General features: G+C 70.6%; 15 protein-coding genes. 10 read left to right on the forward strand and 5 right to left on the reverse strand.

Annotated elements, in window-relative coordinates; translation table 11 throughout:
- Window positions 1-91: 91 nt before the first annotated feature.
- Entirely contained in the window at window positions 92-2,725 is a 2,634-nt protein-coding gene (gene leuS, locus QE438_RS07715) for a leucine--tRNA ligase (RefSeq protein ID WP_306991336.1), read from the reverse strand.
- A 94-nt stretch (window positions 2,726-2,819) separates the two neighbouring features.
- A complete protein-coding gene (locus QE438_RS07720; protein WP_306991334.1) occupies window positions 2,820-3,452 on the reverse strand; it encodes a DUF998 domain-containing protein in 633 nt (210 codons plus the stop codon).
- Window positions 3,453-3,620: 168 nt separating this feature from the next.
- On the opposite strand from QE438_RS07720, the gene trxA reads away from it, so the two are divergent.
- From trxA to QE438_RS07750, 6 genes are all read left to right on the forward strand, one after another.
- Window positions 3,621-4,478 (forward strand): thioredoxin, encoded by an 858-nt coding sequence (gene trxA / locus QE438_RS07725; RefSeq protein WP_306991332.1) that lies wholly within the window; start codon window positions 3,621-3,623, stop codon window positions 4,476-4,478.
- A 281-nt stretch (window positions 4,479-4,759) separates the two neighbouring features.
- Entirely contained in the window at window positions 4,760-5,236 is a 477-nt protein-coding gene (locus tag QE438_RS07730) for a DUF4442 domain-containing protein (RefSeq protein ID WP_286574860.1), read from the forward strand.
- 55 nt (window positions 5,237-5,291) lie between these two features.
- Window positions 5,292-5,963, forward strand: coding sequence for a DUF502 domain-containing protein (locus tag QE438_RS07735; protein ID WP_130522932.1), 672 nt, complete (start codon window positions 5,292-5,294; stop codon window positions 5,961-5,963).
- Window positions 5,960-6,739 carry a queuosine precursor transporter gene (locus tag QE438_RS07740; RefSeq protein WP_306991329.1) on the forward strand — a complete coding sequence of 260 codons (780 nt, stop codon included), beginning with the start codon at window positions 5,960-5,962 and terminating at the stop codon, window positions 6,737-6,739. The genes QE438_RS07735 and QE438_RS07740 overlap by 4 nt, the downstream gene beginning before the upstream one ends.
- A 124-nt stretch (window positions 6,740-6,863) precedes the next feature.
- Window positions 6,864-7,640: a murein L,D-transpeptidase catalytic domain family protein gene (locus QE438_RS07745; protein ID WP_306991327.1), complete on the forward strand. Its 777-nt coding sequence runs from the start codon at window positions 6,864-6,866 to the stop codon at window positions 7,638-7,640.
- A 34-nt stretch (window positions 7,641-7,674) separates the two neighbouring features.
- On the forward strand, window positions 7,675-8,718 hold the full coding sequence (locus tag QE438_RS07750; protein ID WP_307183967.1) for a L,D-transpeptidase: 1,044 nt from the start codon (window positions 7,675-7,677) through the stop codon (window positions 8,716-8,718).
- A 46-nt stretch (window positions 8,719-8,764) separates the two neighbouring features.
- Here the strand turns inward: QE438_RS07750 and QE438_RS07755 are convergent, their stop codons facing one another.
- The 3 genes from QE438_RS07755 to QE438_RS07765 form a co-directional block, all read right to left on the reverse strand.
- Window positions 8,765-9,463, reverse strand: coding sequence for a hypothetical protein (locus QE438_RS07755; RefSeq protein ID WP_306991325.1), 699 nt, complete (start codon window positions 9,461-9,463; stop codon window positions 8,765-8,767).
- Window positions 9,464-9,534: 71 nt separating this feature from the next.
- Window positions 9,535-9,993 carry a DUF2214 family protein gene (locus QE438_RS07760; protein ID WP_307183966.1) on the reverse strand — a complete coding sequence of 153 codons (459 nt, stop codon included), beginning with the start codon at window positions 9,991-9,993 and terminating at the stop codon, window positions 9,535-9,537.
- A gap of 101 nt (window positions 9,994-10,094) precedes the next feature.
- On the reverse strand, window positions 10,095-11,738 hold the full coding sequence (locus tag QE438_RS07765) for an NAD(P)/FAD-dependent oxidoreductase (protein WP_306991321.1): 1,644 nt from the start codon (window positions 11,736-11,738) through the stop codon (window positions 10,095-10,097).
- Window positions 11,739-11,813: 75 nt separating this feature from the next.
- Between QE438_RS07765 and QE438_RS07770 the strand changes: the two genes are divergently transcribed.
- The 4 genes from QE438_RS07770 to QE438_RS07785 all read left to right on the forward strand — a co-directional run bounded on the left by QE438_RS07770 (window position 11,814) and on the right by QE438_RS07785 (window position 18,215).
- The gene (locus QE438_RS07770; RefSeq protein ID WP_306991319.1) at window positions 11,814-13,454 is read left to right on the forward strand and encodes a CHASE2 domain-containing protein; all 1,641 of its coding nucleotides are present in this window, start codon (window positions 11,814-11,816) and stop codon (window positions 13,452-13,454) included.
- Window positions 13,455-13,574: 120 nt separating this feature from the next.
- On the forward strand, window positions 13,575-15,680 hold the full coding sequence (locus QE438_RS07775) for a M13-type metalloendopeptidase (protein ID WP_306991317.1): 2,106 nt from the start codon (window positions 13,575-13,577) through the stop codon (window positions 15,678-15,680).
- A gap of 102 nt (window positions 15,681-15,782) precedes the next feature.
- Entirely contained in the window at window positions 15,783-17,879 is a 2,097-nt protein-coding gene (locus tag QE438_RS07780) for a M13 family metallopeptidase (RefSeq protein WP_306991315.1), read from the forward strand.
- A gap of 102 nt (window positions 17,880-17,981) precedes the next feature.
- Window positions 17,982-18,215, forward strand: coding sequence for a hypothetical protein (locus tag QE438_RS07785; RefSeq protein ID WP_130522942.1), 234 nt, complete (start codon window positions 17,982-17,984; stop codon window positions 18,213-18,215).
- Window positions 18,216-18,248 lie beyond the last annotated feature (33 nt).

Here is an 18,248-nt window from a genome sequence, read left to right on the forward strand (position 1 = left end):
ACATTCATGGACGGAAGTCTGGACGAGGCGCGCGCAGGCGGCAACCGGACGGGCGAGCCTGCACGATCGCGCGTGAACAGCGCTTGAGACCTCATCCCACCACCAGGTTGACGATCTTGCCCGGCACCACGATCACCTTGCGCAGGGTCGTGCCCTCCAGGAACTTGGCGGTATTGGGCTCGGCCTTGGCCAGCGCCTCGATCTGGTCGCGCGGCGCGTCGGCGGCGACCTCGATCGTGCCGCGCAGCTTGCCGTTGACCTGCACGGCCAGGGTCACCGAATCGCGCACCATGGCCGCCGCGTCGGCCTGCGGGAAGGCGAGGTCCTCCAGCAGGGTCTCGCCATGGCCCAGCAGCTGCCACAGCGCGTGGCTGGAATGCGGGGTGATCGGGTTGAGCAGCAGCACCGCGGCCTCCAGCGCCTCCTGGCGCACGGCGCGGCCCGGGTCGCTGGCATCGTCGAACTTGGACAGGGCGTTGGACAGCTCCATCACCGCGGCGATGGCGGTGTTGAAGCCGTGGCGCTTGCCGTAGTCGTCGCCGACCTTGGCGATGGTCTCGTGGGTCTTGCGGCGCAGCGCCTTCTGCTCGGCGTTCAGCGCGGCCACGTCCAGCGCCGGCGCCGTGCCGGCGTCGGCATGGCGCTGCACCTGGGTCCACAGGCGGCGCAGGAAGCGCGACATGCCTTCCACGCCGGCCTCGTTCCATTCCAGCGACTGCTCGGGCGGGGCGGCGAACATCGAGAACAGGCGCACCGTGTCGGCGCCGAACTTGTCCACCATCGCCTGCGGGTCCACGCCGTTGTTCTTCGACTTGGACATCTTCTCCACGCCGCCGATCTGCACCGGCAGGCCGTCGGCGGCGAGCGTGGCGCCGACGATGCGGCCGCGCTCGTCACGCTGCACGTCCACCAGGGCCGGATTGATCCAGTCCTTCGAGCCGTCCGGGTTCTCGCGGTAGTAGGTCTCGGCGATCACCATGCCCTGGGTCAGCAGGTTGGTGGCCGGCTCATCGCTGTCGACCATGCGCGCGTCGCGCATGAGCTTGTGATAGAAGCGGAAATACATCAGGTGCAGGATCGCGTGCTCGATGCCGCCGACGTACATGTCCGCCGGCATCCAGTAGTTGGCGCGCTTGTCCACCATCGTGGCCGCGCCCGGGCTGGTGTAGCGGGCCACGTACCAGCTGGACTCCATGAAGGTGTCGAAGGTGTCGGTCTCGCGCTCGGCCGCCCCGCCGCAGTCCGGGCAGGTGGTCTTGCGCCATTCCGGGTCTGCCTTCAGCGGCGACTTCACCCCGTCCAGGGTCACGTTCTCCGGCAGCAGCACCGGCAACTGGTCGTCGGGCACCGGCACCGCGCCGCAACGCGGGCAGTGGATCACCGGGATCGGGCAGCCCCAGTAGCGCTGGCGGCTCACGCCCCAGTCGCGCAGGCGGTAGTTGATCCGGCGCTGGCCCTGGCCCTTGCGCTCGAAGCGCTCGGCCAGCGCCTCGAAGGCGCCGCGGAAATCCAGGCCGTCGAACTCGGCCGAGTTGATCAGCTGGAACTCGCGGGTCTTGTCCGAGTACCAGTCGCGCCATTCGGTGGGGTCGTAGCTGGCCTCGGCTTCGTTGCGCGGCTCCTTCAGCTCGATCACCTGCACGATCGGCAGGCCGTACTTGGTGGCGAACTCGAAATCGCGCTGGTCGTGGCCAGGCACGGCCATCACCGCGCCGGTGCCGTAGCCCATCAGCACGAAGTTGGCCACCCACACCGGCACGGTCTGGCCGGTGATCGGATGGACGGCCTTCAGGCCGGTGTCCATGCCGCGCTTTTCCTGCGTCTCCAGCTCGGCCTCGGACACGCCGCCCAGCTTGAGCTGCTCCAGGAACGCGGCCAGCTCGGGGTTGTCCGCCGCGGCCTTGAGCGCCAGCGGATGCTCGCCGGCGATGGACACGAAGGTCACGCCCATCAGCGTGTCCGGACGCGTGGTGAACACCGTCAGCGGCTCATGGCCGCCCTCGACGTTGAACTGGATCTCCAGGCCTTCCGAGCGCCCGATCCAGTTGCGCTGCATGGTCTTGACCGACTCGGGCCAGCCTTCCAGCGTGTCCAGGCCGTCCAGCAGCTCCTGGGCGTAATCGGTGATGCGCAGGAACCACTGCGGGATCTCGCGTTTCTCCACCAGCGCGCCGGAGCGCCAGCCGCGGCCGTCGATGACCTGTTCGTTGGCCAGCACGGTCTGGTCCACCGGGTCCCAGTTCACCACCGAGGCCTTGCGATAGGCCAGGCCCTTGCGCAGCAGGCGGGTGAACATGCGCTGCTCGTGCACGTAGTACTCCGGCGCGCAGGTGGCGAATTCGCGCGTCCAGTCGATGGCATAGCCCAGCGACTTGAGCTGCTCGCGCATGTGCGCGATGTTGGCGTAGGTCCACTTGGCCGGCGCGGTCCTGTTCTTGATCGCGGCGTTCTCGGCCGGCAGGCCGAACGCGTCCCAACCCATCGGCTGCAGGACGTTGTGCCCGGTCATGCGCTTGTAGCGGCTGATGACGTCGGAGATGGTGTAGTTGCGCACGTGGCCCATGTGCAGCGCGCCGGACGGATACGGCAGCATGGACAGGCAGTAGTACTTGGGCTTGTCGGACGTCTCGTTGACCTCGAACGCCCTGGTCGCATTCCAGAACTGTTGCGCGGAGGTTTCGACCCGCTTGGGGTCGTAGGCGTGGGTTTCGGGAACGGCGGACATGGTCGGGGACGTGGCGGCGAGCGGCTGCAAAGCCGCAAAGCCTACCGCAGCGCACCACCGGGCGCACCCGCGCGGTACGCCGGCGGCGCGGCGCTCAGCCGCGCAATGTCGCGGTCAGCGGCCGATCCGGGCCGCTGACTGCCGCCAGGCCGCACCAGCCCAGCCAGGCCAGGATCGCCACGCGCTGGGACAGGCCATCGGGCAGCACCGCCGGCAGCACCAGCGCGAACAGCACCGCAAGCCCGGCCAGCGGCGGCCCGCCCCGCACCAGCCCGCGCCAGGCCGGATCGCCGCGCAATCCGCCGGCCAGCAGCAGCGCCGAGGCCAGTGCCGTGGACCACCACAGGCCCCAGGCGGTGGCATGCAGCAGGGTCTGCGTACCCTCCAGCCGCACCGGGTCGAGCCGGAACACGCCCATCGCCACGAAGCCCAGCGTGGACAGGAACATCAGCTGCGCGCCGATGCGCTGCCTCCAGCCGGTATGCAGCGGCAGGCGCAGGCGCAGCGCCACGGCGGCCACCGCGCACAAGGCGCCGGGCAACACGAACCCGAACAGGTTGAACGCCACCGCGCCGGGAATCCCCTGCGCGCCCAGCAGCGCCACCGGATGGACCGACTGCACATAGCCCGGCAGCGCCGCGCCGAAGCCCAGCAGTGCGCCGACCCACAGCGCGGCCGCGGCCGGCACGCACCCGCGCCACCAGCGTCGCCGGACCCGGGCGATCACGCGGCGGCGCACTTGGCCGCGTCGAAGGCGGCAGGAAGGCAGGAAGGTGCAGACATGCGCCGGCAAGGCTAGCGGCCGCGCCGCCCCTGTCAATGGCGGCCGGCCGCGCCTTGTATCCTCCCCGCCCCGGCTCCATCTGTGCCCCCATTGCCGTCGCAAGGAATCTCCATGTCCGCCCAGCCGCACGTTTTCGACGCCACCACCGACACCTTCGAGGCCGACGTCCTGCAGCAATCGCTGCAGGTGCCGATCATCGTCGACTTCTGGGCGACCTGGTGCGGCCCGTGCAAGACGCTGGGGCCGATCCTGGAAAAGCTCGCCGCCGAGTACAACGGCGCCTTCAAGGTGGCCAAGGTCGATGTCGACCAGGAGCAGCAGCTGGCCGCGATGTTCCAGGTGCGCTCGGTGCCGACCATGGTCGTGTTCAAGGAAGGCCAGGTGCTGGGCGCCATCCCCGGCGCGCTGCCCGAGGGCGAGCTGCGCAAGGTGCTCGAGCAGATCGGCGTGCAGCCGGCCGCCAACGAAGAGGCCGAGCAGGCCGAAGCCGCGCCGCTGTCGCCGGCCGAACAGGTCGCCGCACTGCGCGAGGCGATCGCCGCCGAGCCCGACAAGGACGAGTTCAAGCTGGATCTGGCGCTGGCCCTGCTGAGCACCGGCGAGGCGGCCGAGGCCGAGACCCTGCTCGATGCGCTGCCGGCCAACCTGTCCACCGACGAGCGCGCGGTCAAGGCGCGGGCGCGGCTGGGCTTCGCCGCCCAGCTCAAGGACGCGCCGGCCCCGCAGGCGCTCGAAGCGGCCCTGACCAAGGACGAGGGCGACCTGCGCGCGCGCCACCTGCTGGGCGTGCACAAGCTGGTGGCCGGCGATGCCGAGGGCGCGCTGGAGCAGTTCATCGAACTGCTGCGCCGCGACCGCGCCTGGGAGGACGGGCTGGCGAAGAAGTCGCTGATCGATGCCTTCCGCGTGATCGAGGACGAGGATCTGGTCGGCCGCTACCGCCGCAAGATGTCGGCGCTGCTGTTCTGATCGGCAGCGGCCCTGGGCGGATCGCCGGAGCCGGGCTCTGAAGAATCGGGGTGGGAGCCGCCATGGCGGCCCACCTGTAGAGCGGAGCTTGCTCCGCTGCTTTTCGTTCGGATCGTGGGGAAGGCCCCAGCGGAGCAAGCTCCGCTCTACAGGCAGGCGCTAAGACTTGAGGAGACAGTTGCTCCTACCTCGGTTTTCACTTCGCCCTGTGTCGAGCCACGCCCCATACCCATCCGTATGGTAGCCTCGCCTCCCGCTACGATCCCCGCTGCCCGGCTGTCATGAAACCGTCCACGCTGCGCCATGGCCTGAACCTGTGGCCGCCGTTCCTGTTCACCGGCATCCACGTGGCCGCGATCGCGCCGGACTGGCGCCAGGCGCGGGTCGAGCTGCGCATGCGGCCGTGGAACCGCAACTACGTCGGCTCTCATTTCGGCGGCAGCCTGTTCGCGATGACCGACCCGTTCTGGATGCTGCTGATGATGCATGCGCTGGGGCGCGACTATTACGTGTGGGACAAGGCCGGGGAGATCGAGTTCGTCAAACCGGGGCGCGGCAAGGTTACGGCGCAGTTCCGCATCACCGATGAGGCGCTGGCCCAGGTGCGCGCGGCCACCGCGGGCGGGCAGAAGTCGCTGCCCTGGTTCGAGGTCGATGTGACCGATGCGGACGGCGAGGTCGTGGCGCGCGTGCGCAAGCAGCTCTATGTGCGGCTCAAGCCGGCCGCACGCCCGCCCGCCGCCCCTGCTGCCGACTGACGCGAACGCCCGGCCGGGCGGGGGGTAAGCGGCGCTGCACCGTTACAATGCGCGCATGTCGACCCCCGCCCCCCGCCCTTCCCTGCAGAGCCTGTTCCTGACCGGCCTGCTCACCCTGCTGCCGATCTGGCTGACCTGGGTGGTGATCAAGTTCGTTTTCGTGCTGTTGTCCGATGCCAGCCGGCCGCTGATCGAGCCCCTGGCCCAGCAGATCGCCCGCGACTTCCCGGTGGCCGCACCCTGGTTCACCGGCGCCTGGGTCCAGGCCGTGATCGCCCTGGTCGCCACCGTGCTGCTGATCCTGCTGGTCGGCGTGCTCACCCGCCGCGTGATCGGGCAGAAGCTGCTGCAGTGGTTCGAGGCGCTGATCCGGCGCGTGCCGCTGGCCAGCACGATCTACACCGGCGCGCGCCAGCTGCTGGACATGCTGCAGACCAAGCCGGGCAGCACCCAGCGCGTGGTGCTGATCGACTTCCCGCACCGGGACATGAAGACCGTTGGGCTGGTGACGCGGGTCATGCGCGAGGAAGGCACCGGCCGCGAGCTGGCGGCCGTCTATGTGCCGACCACGCCCAATCCCACCGGCGGCTATCTGGAGATCGTCCCGGTGGACCAGCTCACTCCCACCGACTGGACGGTCGACCAGGCCATGAGCTTCATCATCTCCGGTGGCGCGATCGCACCGGACTCGATGCCGTTCACCCGGCGCGGCGATCGCTTGGCGTGAGTGCGCCGCCGCGCACGCTGGATGACCGCGCGGTGCGGCTGTTCATCGGGCTGGCGGCCTTCCTGTGCGTCAACGCGGTGCTGGCCGAGTTCATCGGGGTCAAGATCTTCGCGCTGGAGGACACTCTCGGCATCGCGCCGCTGCAGTGGAATCTGTTCGGGCAGACCGGCTCGCTGAGTTTTACCGTCGGCACCCTGCTGTGGCCGTTCGTGTTCGTGCTGACCGATACCATCAACGAGTTCTTCGGCACCCGCGGCGTGCGCTTCGTCTCGTGGGTGGCGGTGGCGCTGATCGTGTACGGCTTCCTGTTCGCCTACGCCGCCATCCAGGTCGCGCCCGCCGGCTGGTGGGTGGGCGCCGCGCAGAGCCAGGGCGTGCCGGACTATCAGGCGGCCTTCGCCGCGATCTTCGGCCAGGGGCTGTGGTCGATCGGCGGCTCGATCGTGGCCTTCCTGCTGGGCCAGGTGATCGACGTGGCGGTGTTCCACCACATCCGCCGCCGCACCGGCGAAAAGTACGTCTGGCTGCGCGCCACCGGCTCGACCGCCGTCTCGCAGCTGGTCGACAGCTTCGTGGTGCTCTACATCGCCTTCGTGCTTGGGCCCCAGCACTGGCCCATGTCTCGCTTCCTGGCCATCAGCACCGTCAACTACGGCTACAAGATGCTTGCCGCGGTAGCGATGATCCCGCTGCTCTATCTGATGCGCCACGCCATCCGGGCCTACCTGGGCCACGCCCTGGAAGAGCGCCTGCGGCTGGAAGCGGCCGAGGGCTGACCCGCCCGTTTGGCCGAGCGCTGCCCCGAACCTTGCGCCACCACTCAGCGCAGCGCGCAGCTGGATTCGGAGCCCGCGCCCCCCAGTCAGGAAGGCGCCGCCGCGTCTGGCTAGAATGCCCGCCATGAAGCCTGTCCTGATTCCGGCGCTGGTGGCGCTGGTCACTGCGCTGCCCGGTGCCGCGCATTCGCCCACCATCGCCTCGTCCCGCGGGGCCTCATCGGCCCTGCCGGCACCCGCCCTGCCTGCCGCCCACGACGCGCCGCCCTCGCTGGCTGCGCTGGCGCCGGATGCCGATCCGCAGGTGCTGGCGCTGGGCCTGTCGGCGATGCAGTGCGCCCAGGCCCACGGCACCGGGGTGAATGCGCAGCGGCTGGCGGTGATCGACTACAGCCGCTCCTCGCTGACGCCGCGGCTGTGGGTATTCGATCTGGCCAGGCACAAGCTGCTGTACAAGGAGCTGGTGGCGCACGGCCAGGGCTCGGGCGGCGATGTGCCGACCACCTTCTCCAACGCCGACGGCACGCATGCCTCCAGCCTGGGGCTGTTCGTCACGCGCGACACCTACCAGGGCAAGAACGGTTATTCCCTGCGCATGCAGGGCCTGGACGCGGGCTTCAACGACGCGGCCATGAGCCGCGCGATCGTGATGCACGGCGCGCCCTACGTCAGCGCCGAGGCTGGCAGGAAGCTGGGCCGCCTGGGCCGCAGCTGGGGCTGCCCGGCGGTGCGCGCGGCGATGGCCAAGCCGATCATCGATGTGATGAAGGACGGCCAGTTCGTGTTCTCCTACTACCCGCAACAGGCCTGGCTGACGCGCTCGTCGCTGGCCCAGTGCGCGATGGCGCGCCTGCAGCGCGCGCCCAAGGCCGATCACGGCACCGCGATCGCCGCGCGCTAGGCTGATCGCCACTTCGGACGGCCAGGAGGCCACGATGCGGCGCTATGCCAAGGTGTTGGGTCTGATCGCGCTGGTGCCGCTGCTGGCGCTGGCGGCGGTGCCGTTCTGGGGAGACAGACAGTCGCGTCCGATCGATACGGCCGCGGCCGATCTCAAGCCTGGGCAATGGGTGTGGGCCGGCGATGACAAGAGCGCCGGGCCGATGGCGGTGATCGTCAGCCTGACCGAACAGCGCGCCTATGTGTATCGCAACGGCATCCTGATGGCCTGGAGCACGGTCAGCACCGGCAAGGCCGGCTACGAGACGCCGACCGGGGTGTTCACCATCCTGCAGAAGGACAAGGACCACCGCTCCAACAAGTACAACAGCGCGCCGATGCCCTACCAGCAGCGGCTGACCTGGGACGGCGTGGCCCTGCACGCCGGTGGCCTGCCCGGCTATCCCGAATCGCACGGCTGCGTGCACCTGCCGACCGGCTTCGCGCAGAAGCTGTTCGACGCCTCGACCATGGGCATGGTCGTGGTCGTGGCCGAAGCGGGACATTCGGCCGCCGACCTGGTCCACCCGGGCGCACTCAGCCCGATCGACCCGTCCACCGGCAAGGACGTGGACATGCCCCTGCTGGAGGACGGCCAGCCCTGGCGCTGGGATCCGTCGCGGGCGAGCAAGGGCCCGCTGTCGGTGGTGCTCAGCCGCACCGACCGGATCCTGTTCGTCTACCGCGACGGGGTGGAGATCGGACGCACGCGCATCAAGCTGGGCGGCCCGGACCTGCGCAGCGGCACGCACGCTTACGTGGTCAAGGCTGGCTATGTGCCGCCGGCCGCCGGCAGCGTGACGCCGACGACGCCGATGCCCGAATGGATCGGCATCGGCGTGCCCGGCAGCGAGGACGACGCCGGCGCGCCGCTGCCCGAGGACCTGGCGCGACAGGTGGTGATCCCCGAGGCGTTCAAGGCCCAGGTGCTGCCGCTGGTGCAGCCGGGCACCGTGCTGGTGGCCACCGATGCCAGCGTGCTGCCGCGGACCACGGGCGTGCATCTGCAGGTGATCGACGCCGATCCGCCGGAGCGCTGATGCGGGCGACGGGCGTCGCGTCGAAACGCAAGGCCCACGCCAGGCACTAATGCGATGCGGGCTTGAGCCGCGCCTCGCACAGCCCCTTGGGCGTCCAGTCCTGGACCACGGTCGTGGCCGGCTGCGTGGCGTCGTGCAGGATCAGCACCAGCCCGCGGCGCAGCTGATCGCCGGTGGCCATCAGCGCCATCGGCGGGCCGCCCGGGATGATCCGTCCGGTGTCGCCCGGCCGGTCCAGAACGATGCCTTGCGGCGTCTCCAGGCAGGTCTCGCCGCTGAGCGTGAACCAGGCTTCCGGCCCCGAGTGCACATGGGTGCGCGAGACCATGCCGGGCGTGAACACCGCTTCCATGTACTGCGCCGCATAGGCGTGGCGCGGATCGACCGGCAGCGGCCCGATGCTGGCGCGATGCGTCGCCCCGGCCGGCGGCGTCCAGTCCTTGCCGGCGATGGTCATCAGCCAGACCTCGCCCAGCGATTCGAGCACCAGACCGTTGGGCGAGCGTGCCGCCTCGGCGCTGGCGCGGTCGGGGAAGCGGTCGATCTGCCAGTACGGCGGCTGCGGCAGGGGGTCGACCGGTTGCTCGCCGATGATCCAGCACCCGACCTCGCCGGTGCGCTCGGCCACGGGCCGGCAGCCCTGCGGCGGCATGGGATGCGCCATGGGGGTTGGCGCGGCGGCCGGGGCCGGCATGCTCACCGCCAGCCAGACCGCCAGCGCGGCGCCGATGCCTGTCACTCGCATGCGCTGCCTCGTCTCATCAAAGGTCTCCCACGACAACGCGCGGGACCGTCGGACCAGGCCATCGCGCGCGATCAGACCCGCAGCCCGCCGTAGCGCGCCATGCCGGCGGCCAGCACGAAGATCAGCGCGATCAGCCCCAGCTGGAAACGGATCGCCCCGCGCACCCGGGCGGTCTCGGCCGGCGACGGCAGGAAGGTGGCATCGCCGGTCAGCGCGCGTCGCCAGCGCAGGAAGCGCAGCGTCGGCCACAGCGACACCAGCGCGGCCAGGACGAAGCAGCCCAGCTTGGCGTAGAACCAGGGGTTGTGCAGATAGAAGTCGGCGCCCTCGATGCCGCCGAACACCCGCCACAGGCCGGCCCCCAGCAGCAGCCCGGCCGTCAGCCCATAGCCCCGATCCAGCCGCAGCAGCCGGCCGACGCCGGACGCGTCCAGCGGCCGCGACAGCAGCACCGATTCGGCCACGAGCATGGCGATCAGGCCGAACAGCAGCAGGTGATGCAGGGCGGCGAGCGCGAAGTCCATCCACATGGCGGCAGCTTCCGGCGGAGTCGGCCGATACTGGACGCCGCCGGCCGTCCCAGGCAGTGCCGGTTGTCACCAAATGCACGCATCGCGGCGCCCGCGGCAGGTCAGCGCAGGTCGCCGATGACCACCTGGGCGGCATTGTGGCCGGGCGCGCCGGTGACCCCGCCGCCGGGATGAGTGCCGGCACCGCAGAGATAAAGACCTGGGATCGCGCCGCGATAGTCCGCCTGCCCCAGCGCCGGGCGCGCGGCGAACAGCTGGTTGAGCGTCAGCGCGCCATGGAAGATGTCGCCGCCGATCAGGCCGAAGTCGCGCTCCAGATCCAGCGGGCTCTTGATCTGCCTGCCCAGCACCGAGGCGGCGAAGCCCGGCGCGTAGCGCTCGACGGTGGCGATCATCAGGTCGGCCACTTCCTCGCGATGGTCGTCCCAGCTGCGGCCGTCGGGCAGCTGCGGGGCGACGTGCTGGCAGAACAGGCTGGCCACGTGCTGGCCGGGCGGTGCCAGCGCGTCGTCCAGGGTCGAGGGAATCAGCAGTTCGACGATGGGCGCGCGCGCCCAGCCGTGGGACCGCGCGTCGAGGTAGGCGCGGTCCATGTAGTCCAGCGACGGCGCCAGGATGATGCCGGCGGTGAGGTGGTCGCCCTCGCCGGGCAGCGCGCTGAAGGACGGCAGCCGCGCCAGGGCGACATTCATGCGGAAGGTGCCCGAGCCGCAGCGCCAGTGCGCCATGCGCTCGGCGGTGGCCGGCGGCACATGCTCGGCGCGCAGCAGGCGCTGGTAGAGCAGCTTCGGGTTGACGTTGGCCACCACGCAGCGCGCGCGCAGCGCCTCACCGGTGTGCAGCCGCACGCCGACCGCGCGGCCGCCTTCGACCAGGACCTCCTCGACGCCGGCGTCGGTGCGGATCGTGGCGCCGGCCGCGCGCGCGGCGGCGGCCATGGCCTGGGTGATGGCGCCCATGCCGCCGATGGCATGGCCCCAGGCGCCCTTGACGCCCTCGACCTCGCCGAACACGTGGTGCAGCAGCACATAGGCCGTGCCCGGTGTGTACGGGCTGGCGTAGTGGCCGACCACGCCGTCGAACCCGAACAGCGCCTTGATCGGCGCGCTCTCGAACCAGCGGTCTAGGTACTCGGCCGCCGAGAGCGTGAACAGGTCCAGCAGCTCCTGGCGCAGCGTCGCGTCCAGCGTCATCAGCCGACGCCCGAGCCGGGCGCCACGCAGCAGTTCGGGCAGCGCCTTCCACCAGCCCGCGTCGGTGACGTTGGGCGGCGGCTGCAGCGCCAGCGCGCGCAGCACGTCGGCGATGGCCTCCAGCCGTGCCTCGTAGGCCGGCAGGGCCTGCGCGTCGCGCGCGGAGAACTTGGCCACCTGCGCCTGGGTCTGGCCGGCGCCGGTGAGCAGGTACCGGCCATCGGGCAGCGGCAGGAAGTTGCCGCGCCGGCGCGGGACGATGCGCAGGCCGTGACCGCGCAGGTCGAGGTCCTCGATCACGCGCGGCTGCAGCAGCGAAACGGTGTAGGACGCCACCGAGTTGCGGAAGCCCGGATGGAATTCCTCGGTCACCGCCGCGCCGCCGACCACGCCGCGCCGCTCCAGCACGGTGACCCGCAGCCCTGCGCGGGCCAGATAGGCCGCACAGGTCAGGCCGTTGTGGCCGCCGCCAACCAGCAGCACGTCGCAGGGCGGCGGGCTCACGCGCCGCGATTTTCGTGACGGCTTGTACGGTTTGTGGCTGGCCTGCATACACTCGTGCCGATCGTGGGACACCCCGCGCGAGGCTCCGGACATGCCGATCCCCAACGGAAGATCCAGCGTAGCGTGAACACGCGCTCCGTCCCAAACCGTGGCGCGCGGCGGTGGCTGGCCGGTCGCGCCGGCGTCGGCGCGCGCCTGCTGACGGCGCTGGGCGCCTCGGCGCTGGTGGTCCTGCTGACCGTCTCGCAGGTCACCGCACCGCTGGATGCCGCATTGTTCGACACCCTGGCCGCCGGGCGCGTGCGGCCGGCCGATGCGCGGGTGGTGGTGATCGCCATCGATGCGGACAGCGAGCGCCAGCTCGGCCCGTGGCCCTGGCCGCGGCGCGAACTGTCCGCGCTGGTGGACCGGCTCTCGGCCGCCGGCACCCGCGCGGTCGGGCTGCAGCTGCTGCTGGCCCAGCCGAGCCTGTTCGATCCGCAGGGCGATGCGCTGCTGGCCGAGGCGATCGCCCGCAACGGCGCGGTCGTGCTGCCGGTGGTGCCGGACCTGCCGCCGGCGCCGCAGCCGGCGACCGCGCTGCTGCCGGCCGGCGAACTGATCCAGGCCGCCGCCGGGCTGGGCCATGTGGACGTCGAAGTCGACCGCGACGGCATCGCCCGGCGCCTGCCGCTGCGCGCCGGCCTGGGTAGCGCGCGCTGGCCCGCCTTCGCCAGCGCGCTCGCGGCCTTGGCCGGGCGCGATGCCCGCACGCCGGCCGCAACGAGTCCAGCGACCTCCGTGCCGCCTGCCGCTTGGCCAGCACAGGCGCACTGGGTGCGCAGCCAGACCGTGCTGCTGCCCTACCCCGATGCGCAGACGCGGATCGCCCGCGTCTCGGCGGCCGGCGTGCTGGACGGCCGCGTGGGCGCCGACGCGCTGGCCGGACGGGTGGCGCTGGTCGGCCGGCTTGACGCGCCCACCGAGCGCCTGCGCGCGCCCGGCGGGCGCACCCTGCCCGCGCTCGACGTCCAGGCCAATGCGCTGGCCCGCTTGCTGGAAGGCAACGCCATCTGGCCGATGCCGGTCGGCGCGCAGGCGCTGCTGTCGATCATGCTGGTCACCCTGCCCTTGCTGCTGCTGGGCCTGCCCGGCCTGCGGCGGCTGTGGGCGCCCATGGTCGTGGCCGTGGGCGTGACCGCGCTGCTGTGCTGGGCGCTGCTGCTGGCCGGGGCGTGGTTCCCGCCGATGCCGGCGCTGCTGGTGCTGGCCGTCGGCCTGGCCGCGGGCGGCGTGCGCGCCTGGCGTCGCGTGCGCCAGCGCGGCCTGACCGATCCGCAGACCGGCCTGGCCAACCGCGCCGGCTTCGACCTGCGCCTGGAGCAGGCGGTGCGCCGCGCCCGCCGCCGGCGTGCGCCCCTGTCGCTGTTGCTGGTCGAGATCCGTCCCGGCGCGTCCTCGGCCCAGGACAGCGGCGAACTGGCCGCCGCCGTGGCCGGCGCCCTGCGCCTGCGCGCGCAGGGACCGCACGACCTGGCCGCGCGCCTGGACGCCGGGCGCTTCGCCGCGCTGCTGGGCGGCGCGCAGGCGCATGTGGCCGCGCTGGTCGCCACCGCGCTGCAGGCCGATCTGGAGGGCCGCCCGGGCCGCGCCGGCCCGGCCACCGCCGGCCAGCCCCTGCGCTTGGGCCTGGCCAGCCTGCAGGCCGAGGACCTGCAGGGCGCCGACCTGCTGCTGCGCGCCACCCGCGACCTGGTGGCCGTGCGCGAGCCCTTCGCCCGCTGAAGCGGCGGCGCGGGCCATGACCTTCGACACCCCGCGCCACCCCGACCGGCGAGCTACAGTCGCCCCCTTGCCCGCCCCCGTGGGGGCGACCGGCATCGCCAGTCCCGAACGGAAGCCCCAGTGAACCTGTCCCAGAAGAGCCCGCTCCTGCTGTCCCTGTCCATCGCCGCCGCCCTGGCCGGCTGCAACAAGGCGCCACCCACCGCGCCCGCCGCCGCAGCGGCGCCGGCCACCCCGCCGGCCCTGGCCGTGGATGTCTCCAAGCTGCCGGCGTTCAACGCCTTCCTGCCCACCGACCTGGGCCCGACCGATGCGGCGTGCAAGGACCTCAACGCCTACGCCAACGCCAAGTGGCTGGCCGCCAACCCGGTGCCGGCCGACCGCACCAGCTGGGGCAGCTTCGAGGTGCTGAGCGAGCGCTCGGAAGCGGTGCAGCAGCAGCTGGCCGAACAGGCCGCCGCCGGCACCGACGCTACGGGCGTGACCAAGATCGTCGGCGACTTCTGGGCCACCGGCATGGACCGGGCCAAGATCGATGCGCAGGGTCTGGACCCGCTCAAGGACACGCTGGCCGCCATCGACGGGCTGAGCGACAGCGCGCGCATCACCGACTACCTGCGCAGCGAAGCGGCGGCCGGGCGCAACCCGCTGTTCGGTTTCGGCGCCAGCCCGGACTTCAAGGACTCCAGCGTCAACATCGCCTACGCCTTCCAGGGCGGCCTGGGCCTGCCCGATCCGGAGTACTACACCAAGGCCGACAACAAGGCCAAGCTGCAGGCCTACCAGGCGCACATCGCCCGCACGCTGGAGCTGGCCGGCGTCCCGGCGCAGGCCGCGGCCACGCAGGCCGGCGAGGTCATCGCCTTCGAGACGCGCCTGGCTAAGGTCTCCAAGACCAGCACCGAGCTCTCGCGCGACGCCAAGCTGTCCTACAACCCGGTCACGCTGGAGCAGGCCGACAAGCTCACCCCCAACTGGTCCTGGAGCGCGTTCTTCAAGTCCCAGGGCGTGGCCGCGCCGAAGCAGTTCTCGCTGGCCATCCCGGCCTTCCACCAGGAGGTCTCGGCGATGCTGGGCGATACCGCCCCGGCGACCTGGCAGGCCTATCTGCGCTTCCACGCCATCGACGACGCGAGCCCGTACCTGAGCCAGCCCTTCGTCGATGAGCACTTCGCCTTCTGGAACAAGACCCTGCGCGGCCAGCAGCAGATCCGTCCGCTGCCCAAGCGCGTGCTGGCCACGCTCAACCGCCAGGCCGGCGAGACCCTGGGCCAGCTGTACGTCAAGGCCGCCTTCCCGGCCGAGGCCAAGGCGCAGATGGAAACGCTGGTGGGCAACCTGCGCACCGCCCTGAAGGCGCGCATCGAGAAGCTCGACTGGATGAGCGAGGCGACCAAGGCCAAGGCCATCGAGAAGTGGAACACCTTCACGCCCAAGATCGGCTACCCGGACAAGTGGCGCGACTGGTCCGGCCTGCATACCAGCCGCGACAGCTACATCGGCAACGTGCTGGCCGCGCAGACGTTCAACTATCGCTACGAGCTGTCCAAGATCGGCAAGCCGGTGGACCGCACCGAGTGGGGCATGACGCCGCAGACGATCAACGCCTACTACAACCCGCAGCAGAACGAGATCGTGTTCCCGGCCGCGATCCTGCAGCCGCCGTTCTTCGATCCCAAGGCCGACGCGGCGCTCAACTATGGCGGCATCGGCGCGGTGATCGGCCACGAGATGACCCACGGCTACGACGACCAGGGCAGCCGCTTCGGGCCGTCGGGCAACTTCATCGACGATCCGGGCTGGTGGACGCAGCAGGATTTCCAGGCCTTCAAGGCGCGCGCCGCCGCGCTGATCGCCCAGTTCGATGGCTACACCACGCCGCAGGGCAAGGTCAGCGGCCAGCTGACCCTGGGCGAGAACATCGCCGACCTGGGCGGGTTGAACACCGCCTTCGACGCGATGCAGGCGGCCAACGCCGGCAAGGAGGATCCCAAGATCGATGGCCTGACCCAGGACCAGCGCTTCTTCCTCAACTGGGCCACCGTGTGGCGTCGCAACTTCAAGCCCGAGGAGCTGGCCGTTCGCCTGAAGACCGACCCGCACGCCCCGGCCCAGTTCCGCGCCATCGGCGCGCCATCGAACATGCCGGCCTACGCCGCCGCCTTCGCCTGCAAGGCCGGCGATGCGATGGTCCGCGACGACGCGCACCGCGTGGTGATCTGGTAGCCCCTTCCCTCACGGCCAGGCGCGCAGGCGCCTCGCTTCTTCGCCCTCTTCGTGCCCAAGCGGCACCTTCCAATGCCCCTTGCGGGCTGTGAGTCCAACGACGTGAACGCACCGAAACTGATCGCCCTGTCCCTGGCCGTCGCCACGGCCCTGTCCGCCTGCAAGCAGGACAAGCCCGCCGAGCCGGCCGCCTCCGCGCCGCCGCCGGCCACGGCCGCCGCCGCGCCGGCCACTCCGTCCTTCGACGTGTCCGAGCTGGACAAGAACATCGACGCCTGCAACGACTTCAACGGCTTCGTCAACGCCAAGTGGGTCAAGGCCAACCCGATCCCGGACGACCGCACCAGCTGGGGCGCGTTCAACGCGCTGGCCGAGACCAGCCTCAACACCCAGCACGAGCTGGTCGAGGCCGCGGCCAAGAACACCAGCGCGGCCAGCGACAGCGTCGAGCACAAGATCGGCGCGCTGTACGCGGCGGGCATGGACGAGGCCACCATCGACAAGCTGGGCTACACGCCGATCCAGCCCACTCTGGACGCCATCGCCGGGCTGAAGACCAACCAGGACGTGGTCAAGTACATCGTCGACCGCTACGCGCAGGGCGATGGCCAGGTGTTCGAGTTCGGCGCCGGCGCCGACTTCCAGCACGCCGACAAGCAGATCGCCTACGCCAACGAGGGCGGCCTGGGCCTGCCGACCAAGGACTACTACACCGATCCCAAGTACGCCGACATCCGCGAGGCCTACCAGGCCTATATCGCCAAGGCCTTCGAGCTGACCGGCACGCCGGCCGATGCGGCCAAGGCGCAGGCCCAGCAGGTGTTCGACCTGGAGAAGTCGCTGGCCGCCGCCACGCTCTCGCCGGTGGAAGCGCGCGACCCGAAGAACCAGTACCACTTCGTCACCGTGGCGCAGGCCGACAAGGTCACCCCGCACTTCTCCTGGGAGAACTTCTTTAACGCCCAGGGCGTGAGCATCGACCAGGGCTTCTCGCTGTCCCAGCCCAAGTTCTTCGCCCAGTTCGACAAGCTGCTGGTCAGCGCGCCGACCGCGCAGTGGCAGGCCTACCTGCGCTTCCACGCCATCGACGGCGCCGCCAACGCGCTGAGCAAGCCGTTCGCCGACGCCAGCTTCGACTTCTGGGGCAAGACCCTGTCCGGCCAGCCGCAGCAGAAGCCGCGCTGGAAGCGTGTGCTGGGCTCGGTCAACCACGCCATGGGCGAGGGCCTGGGCCAGCTGTACGTGGCCAAGGTGTTCACCCCGGAAGCCAAGGCCCGCGCCACCGAGCTGGTGGACAACGTGCGCAACGCGCTCAAGGCGCGCATCGAGAACCTGGACTGGATGAGCGCCGAGACCAAGGCCAAGGCGATCGCCAAGTGGGATACCTTCCTGCCCAAGATCGGCTACCCGGACACCTGGCGCGACTGGGCCGGGCTGCAGATCAAGGGCGGTGACTACTACGGCGACCTGCAGGCCGCGCAGAAGTTCAACTACCAGTACGACATCGCCAAGATCGGCAAGCCGACCGACCGCAAGGAATGGGGCATGACCCCGCAGACGGTCAACGCGTACTACAACCCGACCGACAACACGATCAACTTCCCGGCCGCGATCCTGCAGCCGCCGTTCTTCGACGCCAAGGCCGACGACGCGCTCAACTACGGCGGCATCGGTGCGGTCATCGGCCACGAGGCCAGCCACGGCTTCGACGACGAAGGCAGCCAGTTCGACGGCGCCGGCAACAACGTCAACTGGTGGACCAAGGAAGACCGCACCAAGTTCGAGGAGCGCACCAAGAAGCTGGTGGACCAGTTCAACGCCTATTCCCCGATCGAGGGCAAGCCGGACCTGCATGTCAACGGCCAGCTGACCCTGGGCGAGAACATCGCCGACCTGGGCGGCGTGAACGTGGCCTACGACGCGCTGCAGACCGCGCTGAAGCAGCACCCGGAAGAGGCCGGCAAGCAGATCGACGGCTACACCCCGGACCAGCGCTTCTTCCTCAACTGGGCCCGCGTGTGGCGCGGCGCGGTGCGCGAGAAGCAGGCCATCGTCTACCTCAACGCCGATCCGCATGCGCCGATGTCCCTGCGCGCCATCGCCGCCCCGTCCAACATGCCGGCCTTCGCCAGCGCCTTCCAGTGCAAGGCCGGCGATGCGATGGTCCGCCCGGACGACAAGCGCGTGGTGATCTGGTAAGCCTGCGTCACCGCTTCAACGCTGCACCGAAGGCCCGGCTCGTCCGGGCCTTCGGGTTTTCGGGCACCATGCAACAGGACACCGCAACACGCAGGGATGCCCATGCCACTCGATGACCTGGCCGGAGACGCACTTGGCGGGATCTGCCGATTCATTGGGCGGATGCTGGTCGAACTGGTGCTTGAACTCCTGATCAAGGGCGTCGGCTACGGCGTGCTGGGCCTCCTGCGGCCCGGTCGCGAGCAGTCGGACACCGTGGCAGCCGTGGTCGGTCTGTTGACCTGGATCGTGGTCATCCTCGCAGCCGTCGGCCTATGGCAGGCGCTGCGCAGCTGAACCGCTGAACGCGTGCGAAGTTCTTGCACCGGC

The organism is Pseudoxanthomonas sp. SORGH_AS_0997, from assembly GCF_031453535.1.
Classification (GTDB): Bacteria; Pseudomonadota; Gammaproteobacteria; order Xanthomonadales; family Xanthomonadaceae; genus Pseudoxanthomonas_A; species Pseudoxanthomonas_A winnipegensis.